The sequence below is a fragment of the Staphylococcus warneri genome (assembly GCF_900636385.1).
Lineage (GTDB): Bacteria > Bacillota > Bacilli > Staphylococcales > Staphylococcaceae > Staphylococcus > Staphylococcus warneri.
The window spans coordinates 865,893-882,187 of sequence record NZ_LR134269.1; the positions used below are offsets into that span (position 1 = coordinate 865,893).

Here is a 16,295-nt window from a genome sequence, read left to right on the forward strand (position 1 = left end):
TTGTGTATAGTGTGTATATTGAGTATATACAGAAGAAAAGGGGGACATCAATGAAAATTATTTTGAAAAACACCAGTGAATATCCCATTTATGAACAAATCAAACAACAAATTAAAGAAAACATTTTGAAAGGATACGTTTCTGCTGGAGAGCATTTACCATCTATGCGTGAACTTGCAAAGGACTTACAAGTTAGTTTAATTACGACCAAACGTGCATATGAAGATTTGGAAAAAGATGGTTTTGTTACTACGATTAGAGGTAAGGGAACATTTGTTAAAGAACAGGATAATTCAATTCTAAAAGAAAAGCAGTTCTATGTGATTGAAAATTTAGCTAAATCGATGACGAAAGAAGCAAAGACAATTGGGATGTCATTAGAAGAACTGCAAGAAATTCTTTCTTTAATTTATGAGGAGGAAGAATAATGAATGCTATTGAATTGAACCATGTTAATTATTCTAGACAGAAATTTAAATTAAAGGACGTATCATTCTATGTACCTCAAGGATTTGTAACAGGGTTTATTGGTGGAAATGGTGCAGGGAAAACGACAGTCATACGATTAATTATGGATTTATTACAATATGATGGGGGAACCATTTCAATATTAGGTGACAGTATGTTAACGAATCCTATTAAGATAAAAAATAAAATAGGATTTGCTTATTCAGAAACTTACTTCAATGAAAAATGGACTATAAAAAAGTTAGAAAATATCATTTCTCCTTTTTATAAAGATTGGGATAGGCATTTGTTTAAAAATTATTTAAGTAAATTTGATTTACCATATAATCAGAAAATCAATCAATTTTCTACAGGTATGAAAATGAAACTGTCACTAGCTATTGCATTTAGTCATCATGCTGAGTTATTTATTTTAGATGAGCCTACTTCGGGTTTGGACCCAATTGTAAGAAATGAAGTATTAGAAATTATTCAACAAGAACTAATTGATGAAGATAAGACAGTTTTCATTTCTACACATATTATTTCAGATTTGGAAAAGATTGCTGATTATTTAGTATATATCAGAGACGGTGAAATTATATTAAATGATTCAATTGAATCGTTAATGAGTAAATTTCAAATTATTAAAGGTAATCATAATGATTTAGATGAAGAATTGGAAGAATTATTAATATACAGAGAAACTAGGAAAACTGGATATACAGCTTTAACACAACATGCACAAACATTTAAAGAAATATTCGGAAACGAAATTGAAGTACAAAAACCTAGTATCGAAGAATTAATGATTTATTTAGAGAAATATAAGAATAAATTATCTGAGACCCTTACTTTAGAAAGTGAGGATAAGAAATGAAGCAATTGTTAATTAGAAATATAAAATTAAGATATTGGACGCTCATTTTGTATATAGCATTGATTGGATTTTATCCAATATATAGTTTCTTAATGAAACCTAATCCGCTCATGAATTCTGTTATGGCAATACCACTTGGATTAATTTTAATGATTATTTCTATTCTCGATGCAGGTCATTTGTTTAGATTTCATCGACGATTAGGTGGGAACCGTGCAAACTTATTTTTCGGAAGTTTACCAGTATCCAAGAAGGATATGTTAAATGCCAATTATTTAACATGTATCTTCTTTACTTTATTTGGTGCAATTGTGATTACTTTATATGGTTATGAATCAGATTCTATTCGAGCCAATGCCATATATTTCTCAACTACATATGCCTATATTGTAGCGAACTTCTTATCGATACCAATAGCTTTTAGAAAAAGTACTGAGTATAAAACTGAAGGAGTATCATATATTGCTTATATCATTTTGATTATGTTCGTATTACCATTTCTATTATCCGTCACATTGATTTTAATTAATTATATATTTTTAAATCATAGTCAAATTCCACAATTTTACTCTTATTTTTTAAATTATGGATTTGTACTGTTAAGTATTATAGTTTTAATCATTAATTACGTGTTACAACTAAATAAAATTAAGAAACATACACTTTAAAGGAGGTCTACGATGAAGTTAGAACAAATAACAAAAAAATATGGCCAAAATACAGTTATAGATCATATAGACTTTGATTTTGGAAACAGTCAAATCGTAGGATTAATCGGTAAAAATGGTGTAGGTAAAACAACGCTAATGAAAGTAATGAATGGCAATATTATCAATTATGAAGGAAAAGTTAATTTACCAAATAATGAAAATGTTGGATATTTAATCGAGCATCCTAAACTATATGATAATAAAACAGGATTATATAATTTAAAATTATTTGCACAAGTATTAGGTAAAGGATTCGACAAAGAATATGCAGATCATATCATTGACGCATTCGGTATGAGACCGTATATCAAGAAAAAAGTGAAGAAATATTCAATGGGGATGAAACAAAAATTAGCTATAGCAGTTTCATTAATGAATAAACCTAAATACCTTATTTTAGACGAACCTACAAATGGTATGGATCCAGATGGTTCAATTGATGTATTGAAGACAATTCAATCATTGGTTAAACAGTTAGAAATGAAGATATTGATTTCTAGTCATAAATTAGAGGACATTGAACTCATTTGTGATAGGGCTGTATTCTTAAGAGATGGTACATTCGTACAAGATGTCAATATGAAAGATGGTGGACCAAAAGATAGTACGATAATTTCAATCGATACAGAAGACTATCAAAAGGCATTAGAAATGTTGACAGAAAAATTCCATGTTCAACAGTCTAATAAAGAAAATGGAGAAATCATCATTAAAGCGCAAAAAAATTATAAAGATGTGCTAGAAGCGTTAGCGAAACTCAATATTTATCCTAAATATATTGAAACACGTAAAAGTTCATTACGTGATACTTACTTTAATATTAATCAAAGAGGTGATAAATAATGAGATCTTTACAATTAGTAAAGCATGATTTAATAAGTATTTTTAAAAGTCCGCTCACATACATTGCGTTTATACTTGTTATAGGCTTAACTGTCTTTCAAGCTGTTATGATGGCAAATTATAGTCCTGGTCATAAAGTGGACTATACAATGGTATTTATCATGGCCAATTGGTTATTCTTATTTGCAGGTTTATTATTTATTATCAAAACAATTACACGAGATTACTCACAAGGTACGATTCAGTTATATATGAATAAGATGAGTAGTAGAATTGGTTATATTGTTGCTAAAACGATTTCTATGATTCTAATTTCATTTTTATTTACACTTGTTCAATATATAGTGATTATTGTAATTGAAGCTACAACTAAAGGTAAAAGTATTGATGGAGATAACTTTTTAACTAACATTTGGTTCTATCTTATCTTTTTCCTATTCTTTGGATTATTTTTATTCTTAATTACATTAGCAGTTGAAAAACCAGCTGTTATCTTTACGTTAGGCATTTTCTTATTATTAATCGTGCCATTTATCCAACCGCTAGTAGGTTTAATTCCAAACATCGGTGATGACATTCATAAGTCATTTAAATACATTCCATTCACATATTTAACACAAAAAATGACTGAGTCCGATGTTTCATTTACACATTGGCAATGGTTTATTTCTATAGCATCAATCGTAGTGCTATTTATTGTTAATGTATTATATGCAGCTAAAAGAGATATTTAGAATAAGTGATTACCGGGGCTTTATAGTCCCGGTTTTTAATGTTTTAATTTAAGAGAGAATAAGGCGTTAAAACGGGAGATTTCAAAAGAAAACGAAGCTATCTTACTCAAATAGCTTCGTTATATATAGGTGTTATTTATAAATCATTTGATCAATAATTGAGTTGTAAACTGCTTTCCAGAAAGTGGAATCTGTTTTATATCGATTTGAAATAATTAAATGTGTTTCTTTAACTTTATCTTCATAATCCGGATGATCTTTACTTGGTAAAGTATCTTCGCGCAAATTAGTAACAAATGATTGAACTTCTTTAGCACGTGGACCCCAAACTGTTTCTTGTTCAAAATTATCATTTAAAAATACAAAAATAGGAATTGAACGTGATTTTCCATTTGTTAAATATTGGTCTATAAGATGTGTATCATCATCTCTATGGAACACTTTGACTTCTAATTCTAGGGCTTCAGCAATATGTTTAAGTATTGGAAGATTCATCATGGCATCGCCACACCAGTCTTCGGTAATTACCAATACTTTAGAATAGTTAGATGATTTTAATTTCTGTAATCTTTCATCATCTTCAGGTAACTTAAAGGAATCATAAATTGAAACGAGATTGTCTTTATTGTCTTGCATCTGCTCAATATAAGGTCCGATGTCTTGACTGTTTTTAAAATATGTTTCTAAATTGGTCATCGAAAAAACCTCCTTTAATCATTTTATATATTATACCAATTTTCATAATGTAAATAAATTAAAATATTTTAAAAATTCTCTCATTTTAGCAAATACCTACCGTGAGATGAAACTAAATACACCTTATGCTATATTTATTATAATAAGTTGAAAGTGGTGAACATCTTTGCGCATTCAGAATCGATGGATAATTAGTATGCTATTCTTAATATTAGCCATTTTACTTCTGATAGGTCTTTCATTTTATAAAAATATAAAAACCGTTGATTTATCAGGTGCATCAATAAATGGAATACATTTAAATGAACAATTTCATAAAAAAGATTTTAATGTAAATAAAAATATTAAAGTAGATCGTTACACATTTTATAATCATAAAAAGCATGATGATTTAACAGTTAAAGTTCATAAAAAGAAACACGTTGTTAAAGGCATTGTACTTGTTAAAGATAAAGAGATACATACAAATTTTGGTATTAGAATTGGGAGTCATATTGATGAAGTTATTCATAATTTAGGTAGTGATTATCAAAAAAGTAAAATAGGTAAGAACTATCAATCAATGACTTATCGAGATCGTGAACATCATTTGAAATTAAATATTTTATATAAAGATGATATCGTGAAGCGGATTGAATTCTTTAGTAAGTAACTAAATAGTTGAACATTAGTATTGCAACTAATTGAAAAAATAGATAGAAAGAGTGACAATACTATGGATAAAATTACATTTTTGAATGAATTAGAAGTCTCATTAGACGAACTACCTAGAAAAGAAAAAGATAAAAAAATGTATGATTATGAACATTACTTTTATGAAGAGGAACTGAAAGGTAAATCTGAAGCGGAAATAGTTAAAGCGCTAAAAGAGCCTAATGATATAGCTAAACAGGTAAAAGCGCATAGCGCGATTGAATATGCTGAATATAAACCAACATTTCATAATACGTTACGAGCTGTTACGGCTTCATTAAGTTTAGGTTTGCTATCAGTATTTTTAGTTTTAATTCCAGTGTTCTTTATATGTATGATATTCGTAATTTTGTTTGTTGTTTCCGTGCTATTAATTTGTGCACCTTTAATTTTAGTCTTTTCGTCTTTCTATAAAGGGATACATGATTCAGTGAGTAATATTCTTTTTTCAATAGCATACACAGGACTCGGATTAATGTTGATTGTTATAACATTTAAAGTATTAGAAACGATATATAGACTCATTCTAAAATATTTGAGATGGTATATTAAAACAGTTAAAGGAAGCGTTAAAAGATGAGAAAGATAATGTTTTCAGGTCTTATCATTTTTCTTGTTTTCTTTATAGGTGCTACAGTTTGCTGGTTTACCTTTGATAAACAGAATTATGAAGAAACGAAAATTAATAAATCATATTCTAACTCTAATTTTAAAAATATATCAATTAACACGGAATACGCTAATGTCAAAGTGGTTAACGGGTCTAAATTTAAAGTGAAATATAATGGGGATAATAAAGTAAACTTAGATAAAAAGAATAAGACTCTGAAAATTTCAGAAGTAAAAAATGTTAATAGAGGGTATGCTATTAATTTGAATCCGTTTAGAAAAGATGACAATCAGATTGTTATTGAGGTGCCAAATATAAAATTAAATACTTTTTCTTATGTATCTAGAGGTGGTAATTTTAACATTGACAACATTACTACTAATCATTTAAAAATATTGAGTACAAATTCTCATATGGATTTAAAAAATCTAAGTGTTAATGATTCAGATATTAAGGCTAATAGCTCACAATTATCTATAAAAAATTCTACTTTAAAAAATAATCATGTAAACTTAAATAACGGTTTTATTAATGTTTATAACAGCAATATTAGCGATTCTATTTTTTTATTAGGAGAAGGAGATATTCATTTTAATAATATGTCATCAAGAAACGATATCAAGGCATCTACTAAAAAAGGCGATATTCATTATTCTTATAAAGATAAACCAGAAAATACTTTGTTGAAATTACAACCAGGTAAAGGAAAGTCTTTAATTGAGAATAAACATTTTCATGAAAGTAAAGTAGGGAAGAGTGACAATATTCTTGAATTTTATACGGTTGATGGAGATATAGTCATAAAATAAAGGAAGATAAAGTACAAAACGAGACAGGTCTATTTGTTCTCGTTTTGTACTTTTTTAATGTGTGGCAAAAGTTAAATCTGTATCAATGACGCCTTCAAATGTACGTTGCGTGAGCTCTTCGCCTTTAAGCCAAGTATTAAAATCTATACTTGAAGGTATCTGATTCTCACCTAAAGACATCCATGCCGTAAGTGATTGTGGTTCGTACATCGATGTATGAATGGTACCAGACCAACTGTTGAAAAGTTTACTATATATGTCGTATTGTGGATCATTAAATAATTTGAATGCTTGATGCTTATCAAGTTGTGTATGTGTTTGGTTAATGACACGTGCTAGTCGTTCTTTAGATTCTTTAGTATAATTTCTATTTTCATGCGTTAGTAATTCAAAATGATTTGTACAAATAGTATCATATCTGACATTGATATCACGAGGTGTAATTTCTACGATGGCATGATTTAAAGATTGATCCATTAAAATATAACTAAATGAACTACGGTGTGGTATCTCTTTTAACAGTTGAATCGCTTCGTCGACATTTTTACAGAGTTCTAATATTAATCTACCTACCATATAACATACAAATCCATTTGCTGGCTTTTTACGATGCATAAAATTATAAGCCATTACTAAACCAGCTTCGTTCATTCCGTCCATTCGTCCAGTTACTCTTGATGTTGGACCAATTTGTGCTAATCCGCCATCATTAGGTTGATATAATAAATATCTGCCATCGTAAGTAGCAGGATGATAATCATAATTTCTTACTAAATAATTGGTTCCGTTAAATACGGTACAACCACTTTCTTTTAAATCAGTAAAACGATAATGTGCAAAGTTTAAAATCATTTGACGTGTTGGTAACTTTAATACATCTTGCATACCCATGAGTTCTTCCCAAATTTTAGGTGCATACGTTTGAAAAATAGAATGTGTTTCGTTAACATCTATATCAAATCTAGGAATTCGCTTTTTCCATTCTTTTTCTCTGTTTTTTAAGAGGTCAGTTTGTTTTAACCATTTGGCAGTGTGTATACCTAAATCATAATGTGAACCTCTATAGCACATAATTTCAGATTGAACGTTTTGCATATGAAAGTACTCCTTATTCAAAATTTACACTTTGTAATATAATGTTAATGTTACATTAATTGTTATTTTATGTAATTATATATATAATAAAATTGTAATTAGTTACTGATAGCATTGAGAAATAATTTATTTTGGGATGATATCATGCGTAGTAAATATGATTATATAAAAGGCGCAATTTATAATTGGTGGCACAAATAATTATAATATTGCACTGACGGCTGATGAATAAATCAGTCGTCTTTTTTATAGTTACATCTTATCATAAAAATTTTTATAAAGTGAGCTTATAAAAATAGTAAAAAGGGTATGTATTTATTGATAACGATAAATATGCTATCATAATGTATTGTAGATATGCATATAAAATATAGAGGTGAATTTTAATGTGGAACTTTATTAAAGGTTTATTTAAATTTGTATTTAGTTTAGTAGCTATCACTACAGTTGTTGTAGGTGTAGGTGTAGTTGCATTTGCTTATATTTTCAAAAAAGACTTTGAAGATATCGAAAGAAAAACTAAAGAAATCGTTTCAGATATCGAAAATAATAATTAATTTAAAGATTAAATTAATGAAAGCGTCACTGATGAAATCGTCATCAGTGGCTTTTTTATTTGCTTTAAAAGAAATTAAGTAGGGGAAATACGTACAATGTCTAATAAAGAAAGTTTGAATTTATCAGAAGAATGAGATGGATATCCTTCAACTTCAAAAGTTATAGCATCAATACGTTCAATATTAAGTTCGATAGATTTAAAGTATCCATCATCATAATACTGTACGACTACTGGTTGATTTAACTGCAAGGACTGATGTAAACGAAAATTCAAATCAGATAATTGATCGTCGGAAAGCACAGGACGATCAACCTTATTTTGATCGATGATATATTGATGAATCGTTTCAAATTGTTCAGGTAAGGTAGCAAATGGTGCCCATTTAACCATGCCACGGCCTTTTGGAATATTTCTATTCAATTGGTTGCGCGGAATATTTCGATAGTCCAACTGATTATTATTTAAATCCTTAATCATCTTTCAATCACCTCAATATTTATACTTTTATTATACGAACATACGTTCTGTTTTGCAAGTGGTATTTCGCTAGAATCATGTGTGGTTATCAAGATATAAAATTTAAGTATAGAGGTTTATAACTAAAATCATACCCAAACGTTTGTCTTTATATATATAAATTTAATAGAATAGAGGTAAGTGATAAGGAGGCGTTGACGAAATGACTAAAGGTTATATTGGTTCATATACGAAGAAGAATGGACAAGGGATTTATCAATTTGATTTAGACGAACAAAATGGGCAAATAGTTGAAGTGGCGACTGGTTACCAACTAGAAGCATCAACGTATGTAACAAGAAATAATCATTTTCTATATGCTATTACAAAAGAAGGAGACAATTGTGGTGTCGCAAGTTTTAGAATAGCAGAAAATGGCGAATTAACATTAATCAATAAATGTTTGGCTTCTCAAAAGGGAACAGGATGTTATGTTCAAGTATCAACAAATGGTGAGTTTCTATTTGAAGCAATTTATGGTGCAGGATTAGCTCGAATTTATCAATTAAATCCGACTACTGGTGAAATAGAGAGATTGATTCAGGAGCTAGCGCATGACTATCCACTTGGACCTCATGAAAGACAAGAACATCCTCATGTGCATTTTTTAAACGAGACACCAGATGGTCAATATGTAGTAGCAGCTGATTTAGGTACAGATCGACTTGTGTCATACACATTTAGTGAAAATGGTTTGAAAGAACATGCTGTTTCAGAATTTAATGCAGCTGATGGTACGCGTCATATTGCATTTCATGAAAATGGAAAATATGCATATGTCATACATGAATTATCAAATATTGTTAGCGTGACTAAATATGAAGATGGTCGTTTTAAAGAATTAGAACGTCATTTAACAATTCCAGAACATTTTGATGGTGCAACTAAACTTGCAGCAGTACATTTATCGCATGACCAACAGTTCTTATATGTAAGTAATCGTGGTCATGATAGCATTGCAATTTACAAAGTCTTAGAAAATGGGGCTAAACTTGAATTGGTTGATATTGTCAAAAGTGGTGATGAATTCCCACGAGATTTTAATATCACAGAATCAGATGATTACTTAGTTTGTGCACATCAAGAAGGCCAATCTAAATTAACGGTATTTGAAAGAGATAAAGAAAAAGGCACATTGACGTTAAAAGATCAATCAACTCAGGCACCAGAAGGTGTTTGTGTCATGTTCTAAAAAATAAATCCCTTAAGCGATATTGCTTAAGGGATTTATTTTTTTAATTTTTGAAAAATGCTTTAATATACTTAAATTTACCTTTATAAGGTGGGAAAAATAGGCTCGACTCTAAGCGTGTCGATTTAAAAGTATATGATTTATCATGAGAAAATGTATCAAATGAGTATTTGCCGTGATAATTACCGATACCCGATAGACCTACACCGCCAAAAGGTAAATTAGGATTTGCTAGGTGCATCAATGTATCGTTAATAGCACCACCACCAAAGGCAAGTTCGTTAAGCACACGGTGCGTTGAATTTTCATCTTCACTAAATAAATAAAGGCTCAAAGGTTTAGGGCGAGACTGGATTATTTCGAAAGCTTCATCAAATTGATCATAACTGATGATTGGTAATAATGGACCAAAGATTTCTTCTTCCATAATTAAATCTGAAGTTTGAATATCATCAATAATAGTGGGTTCGATGAATAAATCGGATTCATCACTATGACCACCAAAAATGACATTCTCTTTATGGTGTTGTAGTAAATCATTTAAGCGATTAAAATGCTTATGATTTACAATTCTGCCATAATCAGGACTAGATTGAATGGTCTTACCATAAAATTCATTTAGAGTTTGTTTTAATGCTTTGATAAAATCATCTTTTACTTTTCGGTCTACTAAAATATAATCTGGAGCAACACAAGTTTGTCCTGCGTTTGTAAATTTACCAAAAGCAATTCTCTCACTAGCTACTTTTAAATTAGCTGTTTCATCGATAATTACAGGAGATTTACCACCTAATTCAAGTGTTACAGGAACGAGGTTTTCACTTGCGGCTTGATAAACGATTTTACCTACTTTGTCGCTACCAGTGAAGAACATATAATCGAACGGTAAGTGAATAAGGTGGTCTGTTTCTTCAATACCACCTTCAACTACAGCAATATAGTCAGGTTTATAAACATCTTCAACAATTTTACGAATGACTGAAGATACATGAGGTGTCAATTCTGATGGTTTAATAATCGCTGTGTTACCAGCTGCAATCGCACCAATTAACGGTTCAAATGTTAATTGCACTGGGTAATTAAAGGGACCGATAATAAGAACAGTGCCATAAGGATCTTTTTTGATATAACTTTTAGTAGGAAAAAGATAAAGTGGTGTATCTACTTGTTTTGTTTTAGACCAATTTTTAAGCTCTTTACGGGCTAATTTAATGCTTTTTAACAAAATACCAATTTCAGTAGCATATGCTTCAACATTACTTTTACCTAAATCTTTTTGCAAAGCTTCAAGTATCTCATTTTCGTGATGTTTAATACTCTTACTTAACAACTTTAATTGTTGCTTTCTAAATTTAATATCTTTTGTTTGATGTGTTTTGAAAAAAGCTTTGCTATTTTCAAATAGTTGATCAATTGAATTCAAAAGTTGAACCTCCTTAAGTTGGATTTGAGATAACAATATCCTCAAGAAAAAAATGCTTAACATATCTTTACCCGATTCACACAAAAATAATTAAGTATAATATAAAAAATTAACCTGAGACATCAAATCATGTCCCAGGTTCAGTACAATCAAATATATTTCTATATTACTAATAAATTATTTAGTCAAAGCTTCAGTAATTTGAGGTACAACTTGTTTTTTACGAGATACAACACCTGTTAAGAATGCCATATCGTCTTCTAATTTAACGTTGAATGCTTCGCCAACTTTATCTTTTTCAGCACCAACAACTAAAATTTTAGAATCGCTGTTAATGATATCAGTTACAACTAAAACGAATAAATCATATTTTTCTTCAGCGCTTGATTCTAGCATAGATTTTTCTAATTCTTCTTTACGATCTAATACTTCATCAATATCAACTGTGTTAACTTGAGCAATACGTGTTACGTAATCTCCCATAGTAAATGATTTAGCATCCATATCTAATAATACATCAGCAGATTTATCAGTAGTAGAAGCACCTGCTTTAAGCATGTCTAAACCATATGCATCTAGGTCGACGTCTGCAATATCTTTTAAAGCTTTAGCTGCATTGACATCTTCATCAGTGCAAGTAGGAGATTTAAATAATAAACTATCTGAAATAATTGCAGAAATCATAAGTCCAGCAATTTCAGGTTTAATTTCAAATCCACGTTCTTTGTACATTTTGTAAAGAATTGTGGCTGTACAACCTACTGGTTCTGCTCTGTAATAAAGTGGGCTAGCTGTTTCAAAGTTTGCAATTCTGTGATGATCTACAACGTGCTTAATTGTAGCATCAGCAATTGTATCAGCACTTTGTTGGAATTCGTTGTGGTCAACTAAAATAACATCTTGACCGTCTAAATTATCTTCTAATAACTCTGGTGCATCAACATTGAAGTGATCTAATGCGTATTGAGTTTCAGCTCCAACTTCACCTAAGCGATAAGCTTTAGCGCCTGCATTACCTGTTAATTGTTCAAAGTCAGCCATAATAATTGCTGATGAAATTGCGTCAGTATCTGGGTTTTTGTGTCCAAAAATGTAAGTGTTTGCCATGGATATATGTCTCCCTTATTCATTAGTTATTTTATTGATATTATATAGTTATTTTAGCATGACTATAGCTTATTCTTCTACCTCTGCGCCCAATGAGTTTTGAAAATGATTTAATGCCCATTCATGTCCAGATAGATTAAAGGAAGCAACACCCTTCTTTGGCACATGAATCTTATAACCTAAATTGTATGCGGAAATAGCAGTATGTAAAACGCAAATGTCAGTACAGACACCAACGATTTCTAATGTGCTAATTGTTCTTTCACGTAATAAACTATCTAAAGGTGTACCGTAAAATGAATCATAACGTGTTTTATCAAAGTAATGAATATTGCTTTGATATTTATTCGCTTCATAAATGTCTCCAACTGAACCATAAAGTTGTCGTCCTGAAGTACCTTCAATATTATGTGGTGGGAATAGTTTAGATTCTGGGTGGTAATTATCATTTTCATAATGTAAATCCATCATAAAAAAGATATCTTCATTATTTTTAATATAGTGATGAATGCGATTTGTAATAAATGTTTCTAATTTTTGTCCAGGTTCACCACAAGTTAACTTTCCATCAGATGCAATAAAGTCTACTGAGTAATCTACTACAATTAAAGCTTTTTTCTCCATTTAATAACATCCTTCCCAAAATAAAAAATAATCATTGTCTTCGATCATATCATTCAATTTTATTAAGTTAATTAAAAATTTCATCTAATTGCTTAAAAAATGTTTTATAAGATTAATCATAGTATATATATTTATCAAGAGGACTACAATTAAATATGAAACAAAGGAGAAATTGGATGTTCATAAATGTGAAAGATTTTGGCGCAGAAGGTCATAATAAAGTAAAAGATACAAAAGCAATTCAAAAAGCATTGAACAAAGCAAAAAATGGTGAACATACGGTGTATATCCCAAAAGGGACTTATCATATTGGCAAAGCGTTAGTGATTTATGATTCTACAACACTGCTTTTAGATGATGAAACAGTATTATTGAGATATAGCAAAGATGCACTATTAAAGAATGGGAAACCATATATTTTCTATCATGAATACAAAGGAAATAGTCATATACATATTAAGGGGGGCACATTTGATATGAATGGCTCTCATTTTCCATATAACAACACCGCTGTATGCATGGGGCATGCAGAAGACATTCAATTTATAGGTGTGACTTTTAAAAATATTGTAGGTGGACATGCCATAGATGCATGTGGTTTAAATGGATTAAGAATAGCGAATTGTTCTTTTGAAGGTTTCTTAGATATTGATGGTGATAGATTCTTTTCGGAAGCGGTTCAACTGGATATCCAAATGCCTGGTGCTTTTCCAAAATTTGGTACAACCGATGGGACAATAACTAAAAATGCCATTATAGAAAATTGTTATTTTGGACCGTCAGATGACCCAAAAATGAAACCTTGGAATAGGGCAATCGGGTCACATGCAAGTAGATATCATCGTTATTATGAAAATATTCATATCAGAGACAATGTGTTTGATCAAATTCAAGAATATGCATTAACGCCGCTAAAATCTCAAAATACATTTATATCTAAAAATAAGTTCATAAATTGTGTAGGGGGCATACGTTTTTTAGGTGTCAAAGATGGTAAAAACGCAGCGGATCCTTATACTGGAAAAGACATGGGGACACAAGCAGGTTCTAATTTTAATGTAATTGGCAATGAATTTATTGGAAAAATGGAAAAGGATGCTATACACATTAGAAGTTATAATAATGTAAAACATACGCAAATATTTATTGCAGGCAATACATTTAATGATAAATCTCAAAAAATACATCTCGAAGATATCGATGATTTAACATTGAATCAAGACGATCATTTAGTGTCTATAGAAAAAAAGAATGTAGAAAACATAAAATAATATAAAAACGCTTTTCCCTAATTATTAGAGTAAGGGAGAAGCGTTCTTTATTATCTTATTTATAAAATGAACCAACAAGCTTGGTTTCAAAATCAAGTGTATTAAGGATAGTCATCACTTTTTTGACATCTTGTGATACAGGTGCATCTGCCTGAACAAAAAAGTGATATTGGCCTAGTTTAGTCTTCAGAGGCCGTGATTCAATCCATGATAAATTGATATTAAATAAAGCGAAAGTATTTAAAATACTCGCTAAAAGGCCAGGCTTATCGTATTTTGGTGTGATTAGGAACATTGACGTATTCGTATTACTATCGAAATTAGCATGGTTTTTAATGATTAAAAATCGTGTCGCATTATGAGCAAAATCTTGGATATGTGTATCTAAAATTTCAAAATCATAATCATTCTCGTTAGCTAGTGGAGCGATAGCCCCCGTATGTTTATTAATCATATCAAATCCTTTAACAGTGCTATCAACATAATCATAGTCAAATTGATGTTTCATAATATAATTTGAGGTTTGACTAATGGCTGGAGCTATCGAATAAACTTTCTTGATATCACTAATTTGACTACCGGCTTTACCATATAAAGCAAAATCTATATCTAAATGTAATTCGCCATGTGCATATACATTTTGTTGTGCAAGTGAATCAGCAACGATATTAATTGTGCCTTCTATTGAATTTTCAATTGGTACAATTCCTATTGATGCGTTATCTTGAGAAACATATTTGATCACTTCATATAAATTAGCTTTTGGTACAAAGTCATAATGTTGTATTCGATTTTGATTAACAAACCTCTGAGAAGCTAAATAGGAAAATGTACCTTTTGGACCTAAATAATATATTTGCATGCCTTCACCTCTAATGATGTTTTAATGGAAAGGGCACTTTGTCTCACTTGATTGTTTATAGAAAAAGTTTGGATCACGCATCGTATTATCAAAACCATGATGATAATTATTAGTTAGTGTCGGGGAAATAGGTGGTGCTAACCATGACCATTTACCTGTTACTGATCTCTGATGCTTTGCTTCATTCTTTTCAAACATTTCAAATTGTCTAGAAGCTGTTAAATGATCCACAATTGAAACACCCTGTGATTTGAATGAATGATAAACTGCGTAGTTAAGTTCGATAAGTGCTCTATCCTTATTAAAAGAATTATTTTTAAGTGTATCAAACTCGAACGCTTCTGCAACCTTTTCTAATAAATCATAACGATAACTGTCAGTAAAATTCCTTACTGCAATTTCAGTAACCATATACCAACCATTGAATGGGGCAGTAGGATAGATAATGCCACCAATTTGTAAGTCCATATTCGAAATGATAGGTACTGCATACCATTTTAAATTTAAATCTTTCAATTTAGGATAATGTTCATGCTCAATTGAGACTTCTTTGATGATGGATTTAGGATATTCATAAAATTTAATTGGGCCGTCATTGATTTGATAAATGAGGGGTAACACGTCAAAGTCGCCACCTTCTCCTAGCCATCCCAAATGTTGTGCTAATCGTGTCACATCACGTTCAGATGGGTCGCCACAATCCTCATAACCTGCATAACGTATTAATTGATTATTGTAAATCTTAGGAGGTTTGTCAGGACTGAATATAGTTATATAAGGTTTGATCTTTCCATCGTTAGTGCCCTTGATAATATGGACTTCAATAGTTTCTAAAAAATGTGTTTCATCATTGATATCTCTAGCATCTTTGACATTAAGTGACTCCCAAAAAAATCTACCGATACACCGATTTGAATGTCTCCAAGCCATTTTAGCACCATAAGTTAATTCTTCTAATGTATGTGTGTAGGTACCAGTTTTTTCAATCTCTTGATTAATTTCTTTAAGTCTCTTATCAACTTCATCTTGCGTATAATTTAATTCAGAATACATCGTTTGGATAAATGTTGTTGCTTTATCTATTAACATTTCAAACACCTCATAAGTATTATAATCGACACGATTGATTTACACATTCATTAATGATAATTGTCACGAATTTGTCGCAACGTCATAGATGTATGGGTAAAGTCATAAAATGCTTGAAAGTAAATTTTGAAATCA

19 protein-coding genes are annotated in these 16,295 nt (G+C 30.3%); 11 read left to right on the forward strand and 8 right to left on the reverse strand.

Annotated features, from left to right (window positions below):
• The first annotated feature begins 50 nt into the window (after positions 1-50).
• The 5 genes from pmtR to pmtD are packed head-to-tail and all read left to right on the forward strand — an operon-like array spanning position 51 to position 3,614.
• Positions 51-428: a PSM export ABC transporter transcriptional regulator PmtR gene (gene pmtR, locus EL082_RS04190; RefSeq protein ID WP_049415918.1), complete on the forward strand. Its 378-nt coding sequence runs from the start codon at positions 51-53 to the stop codon at positions 426-428.
• Positions 428-1,327 carry a phenol-soluble modulin export ABC transporter ATP-binding protein PmtA gene (pmtA, locus tag EL082_RS04195; protein ID WP_002466097.1) on the forward strand — a complete coding sequence of 300 codons (900 nt, stop codon included), beginning with the start codon at positions 428-430 and terminating at the stop codon, positions 1,325-1,327. Before pmtR ends, pmtA begins: the two co-directional genes overlap by 1 nt.
• The gene (gene pmtB, locus EL082_RS04200) at positions 1,324-1,995 is read left to right on the forward strand and encodes a phenol-soluble modulin export ABC transporter permease subunit PmtB (RefSeq protein WP_002466128.1); all 672 of its coding nucleotides are present in this window, start codon (positions 1,324-1,326) and stop codon (positions 1,993-1,995) included. Before pmtA ends, pmtB begins: the two co-directional genes overlap by 4 nt.
• 12 nt (positions 1,996-2,007) lie before the next feature.
• Complete coding sequence (gene pmtC, locus EL082_RS04205; protein WP_002466134.1) at positions 2,008-2,880, forward strand: phenol-soluble modulin export ABC transporter ATP-binding protein PmtC; 873 nt, start codon at positions 2,008-2,010, stop codon at positions 2,878-2,880.
• Positions 2,880-3,614: a phenol-soluble modulin export ABC transporter permease subunit PmtD gene (gene pmtD, locus EL082_RS04210; RefSeq protein WP_002466127.1), complete on the forward strand. Its 735-nt coding sequence runs from the start codon at positions 2,880-2,882 to the stop codon at positions 3,612-3,614. The genes pmtC and pmtD overlap by 1 nt, the downstream gene beginning before the upstream one ends.
• Positions 3,615-3,746: 132 nt before the next feature.
• On the opposite strand, the gene EL082_RS04215 is transcribed toward pmtD, so the two are convergent.
• Entirely contained in the window at positions 3,747-4,310 is a 564-nt protein-coding gene (locus tag EL082_RS04215; RefSeq protein WP_002466160.1) for a thioredoxin family protein, read from the reverse strand.
• Between the two features lie 166 nt (positions 4,311-4,476).
• Here EL082_RS04215 and EL082_RS04220 point away from each other — a divergent pair, with 166 nt between their 5' ends.
• The 3 genes from EL082_RS04220 to EL082_RS04230 all read left to right on the forward strand — a co-directional run bounded on the left by EL082_RS04220 (position 4,477) and on the right by EL082_RS04230 (position 6,422).
• Positions 4,477-4,962 (forward strand): hypothetical protein, encoded by a 486-nt coding sequence (locus EL082_RS04220; RefSeq protein WP_026088924.1) that lies wholly within the window; start codon positions 4,477-4,479, stop codon positions 4,960-4,962.
• 63 nt (positions 4,963-5,025) lie between these two features.
• Positions 5,026-5,583 (forward strand): HAAS signaling domain-containing protein, encoded by a 558-nt coding sequence (locus EL082_RS04225; RefSeq protein WP_015364847.1) that lies wholly within the window; start codon positions 5,026-5,028, stop codon positions 5,581-5,583.
• Positions 5,580-6,422, forward strand: coding sequence for a DUF4097 family beta strand repeat-containing protein (locus tag EL082_RS04230; protein ID WP_049415921.1), 843 nt, complete (start codon positions 5,580-5,582; stop codon positions 6,420-6,422). The genes EL082_RS04225 and EL082_RS04230 overlap by 4 nt, the downstream gene beginning before the upstream one ends.
• Positions 6,423-6,476: 54 nt before the next feature.
• Here the strand turns inward: EL082_RS04230 and EL082_RS04235 are convergent, their stop codons facing one another.
• The gene (locus tag EL082_RS04235; RefSeq protein ID WP_002466108.1) at positions 6,477-7,517 is read right to left on the reverse strand and encodes a C45 family autoproteolytic acyltransferase/hydrolase; all 1,041 of its coding nucleotides are present in this window, start codon (positions 7,515-7,517) and stop codon (positions 6,477-6,479) included.
• Between the two features lie 386 nt (positions 7,518-7,903).
• Here EL082_RS04235 and EL082_RS04240 point away from each other — a divergent pair, with 386 nt between their 5' ends.
• Positions 7,904-8,074 carry a hypothetical protein gene (locus tag EL082_RS04240; protein WP_002466153.1) on the forward strand — a complete coding sequence of 57 codons (171 nt, stop codon included), beginning with the start codon at positions 7,904-7,906 and terminating at the stop codon, positions 8,072-8,074.
• A 74-nt stretch (positions 8,075-8,148) separates the two neighbouring features.
• On the opposite strand, the gene EL082_RS04245 is transcribed toward EL082_RS04240, so the two are convergent.
• Positions 8,149-8,553, reverse strand: a complete 405-nt coding sequence (locus EL082_RS04245; RefSeq protein WP_002466101.1) for a YolD-like family protein — start codon at positions 8,551-8,553, stop codon at positions 8,149-8,151.
• 202 nt (positions 8,554-8,755) lie between these two features.
• On the opposite strand from EL082_RS04245, the gene pglS reads away from it, so the two are divergent.
• Positions 8,756-9,784 (forward strand): 6-phosphogluconolactonase, encoded by a 1,029-nt coding sequence (gene pglS, locus EL082_RS04250; protein WP_103286360.1) that lies wholly within the window; start codon positions 8,756-8,758, stop codon positions 9,782-9,784.
• A gap of 43 nt (positions 9,785-9,827) precedes the next feature.
• On the opposite strand, the gene EL082_RS04255 is transcribed toward pglS, so the two are convergent.
• The 3 genes from EL082_RS04255 to EL082_RS04265 form a co-directional block, all read right to left on the reverse strand.
• Positions 9,828-11,207 carry an aldehyde dehydrogenase gene (locus tag EL082_RS04255; protein ID WP_002466121.1) on the reverse strand — a complete coding sequence of 460 codons (1,380 nt, stop codon included), beginning with the start codon at positions 11,205-11,207 and terminating at the stop codon, positions 9,828-9,830.
• Between the two features lie 177 nt (positions 11,208-11,384).
• Positions 11,385-12,314 carry a manganese-dependent inorganic pyrophosphatase gene (locus EL082_RS04260; protein WP_002466143.1) on the reverse strand — a complete coding sequence of 310 codons (930 nt, stop codon included), beginning with the start codon at positions 12,312-12,314 and terminating at the stop codon, positions 11,385-11,387.
• A gap of 69 nt (positions 12,315-12,383) precedes the next feature.
• On the reverse strand, positions 12,384-12,938 hold the full coding sequence (locus tag EL082_RS04265) for a cysteine hydrolase family protein (RefSeq protein WP_002466155.1): 555 nt from the start codon (positions 12,936-12,938) through the stop codon (positions 12,384-12,386).
• A 176-nt stretch (positions 12,939-13,114) separates the two neighbouring features.
• Here EL082_RS04265 and EL082_RS04270 point away from each other — a divergent pair, with 176 nt between their 5' ends.
• The gene (locus EL082_RS04270; protein ID WP_103286361.1) at positions 13,115-14,209 is read left to right on the forward strand and encodes a glycosyl hydrolase family 28-related protein; all 1,095 of its coding nucleotides are present in this window, start codon (positions 13,115-13,117) and stop codon (positions 14,207-14,209) included.
• A 55-nt stretch (positions 14,210-14,264) separates the two neighbouring features.
• On the opposite strand, the gene EL082_RS04275 is transcribed toward EL082_RS04270, so the two are convergent.
• Both EL082_RS04275 and EL082_RS04280 read right to left on the reverse strand, forming a co-directional pair.
• Complete coding sequence (locus EL082_RS04275) at positions 14,265-15,071, reverse strand: prephenate dehydratase (RefSeq protein WP_002466139.1); 807 nt, start codon at positions 15,069-15,071, stop codon at positions 14,265-14,267.
• Positions 15,072-15,092: 21 nt separating this feature from the next.
• Complete coding sequence (locus tag EL082_RS04280; protein WP_103286362.1) at positions 15,093-16,160, reverse strand: nitric oxide synthase oxygenase; 1,068 nt, start codon at positions 16,158-16,160, stop codon at positions 15,093-15,095.
• Positions 16,161-16,295 lie beyond the last annotated feature (135 nt).

Bases quoted from the DNA above. Each gene is read 5' to 3' on its own strand.
- pmtR (WP_049415918.1), top strand. From the start codon at position 51: ATGAAAATTATTTTGAAAAACACCAGTGAATATCCCATTTATGAACAA.
- pmtA (WP_002466097.1), top strand. From the start codon at position 428: ATGAATGCTATTGAATTGAACCATGTTAATTATTCTAGACAGAAATTT.
- pmtB (WP_002466128.1), top strand. From the start codon at position 1,324: ATGAAGCAATTGTTAATTAGAAATATAAAATTAAGATATTGGACGCTC.
- pmtC (WP_002466134.1), top strand. From the start codon at position 2,008: ATGAAGTTAGAACAAATAACAAAAAAATATGGCCAAAATACAGTTATA.
- pmtD (WP_002466127.1), top strand. From the start codon at position 2,880: ATGAGATCTTTACAATTAGTAAAGCATGATTTAATAAGTATTTTTAAA.
- EL082_RS04215 (WP_002466160.1), bottom strand. From the start codon at position 4,310: ATGACCAATTTAGAAACATATTTTAAAAACAGTCAAGACATCGGACCT.
- EL082_RS04225 (WP_015364847.1), top strand. From the start codon at position 5,026: ATGGATAAAATTACATTTTTGAATGAATTAGAAGTCTCATTAGACGAA.
- EL082_RS04230 (WP_049415921.1), top strand. From the start codon at position 5,580: ATGAGAAAGATAATGTTTTCAGGTCTTATCATTTTTCTTGTTTTCTTT.
- EL082_RS04235 (WP_002466108.1), bottom strand. From the start codon at position 7,517: ATGCAAAACGTTCAATCTGAAATTATGTGCTATAGAGGTTCACATTAT.
- EL082_RS04240 (WP_002466153.1), top strand. From the start codon at position 7,904: ATGTGGAACTTTATTAAAGGTTTATTTAAATTTGTATTTAGTTTAGTA.
- EL082_RS04245 (WP_002466101.1), bottom strand. From the start codon at position 8,553: ATGATTAAGGATTTAAATAATAATCAGTTGGACTATCGAAATATTCCG.
- pglS (WP_103286360.1), top strand. From the start codon at position 8,756: ATGACTAAAGGTTATATTGGTTCATATACGAAGAAGAATGGACAAGGG.
- EL082_RS04260 (WP_002466143.1), bottom strand. From the start codon at position 12,314: ATGGCAAACACTTACATTTTTGGACACAAAAACCCAGATACTGACGCA.
- EL082_RS04265 (WP_002466155.1), bottom strand. From the start codon at position 12,938: ATGGAGAAAAAAGCTTTAATTGTAGTAGATTACTCAGTAGACTTTATT.
- EL082_RS04270 (WP_103286361.1), top strand. From the start codon at position 13,115: ATGTTCATAAATGTGAAAGATTTTGGCGCAGAAGGTCATAATAAAGTA.
- EL082_RS04275 (WP_002466139.1), bottom strand. From the start codon at position 15,071: ATGCAAATATATTATTTAGGTCCAAAAGGTACATTTTCCTATTTAGCT.
- EL082_RS04280 (WP_103286362.1), bottom strand. From the start codon at position 16,160: ATGTTAATAGATAAAGCAACAACATTTATCCAAACGATGTATTCTGAA.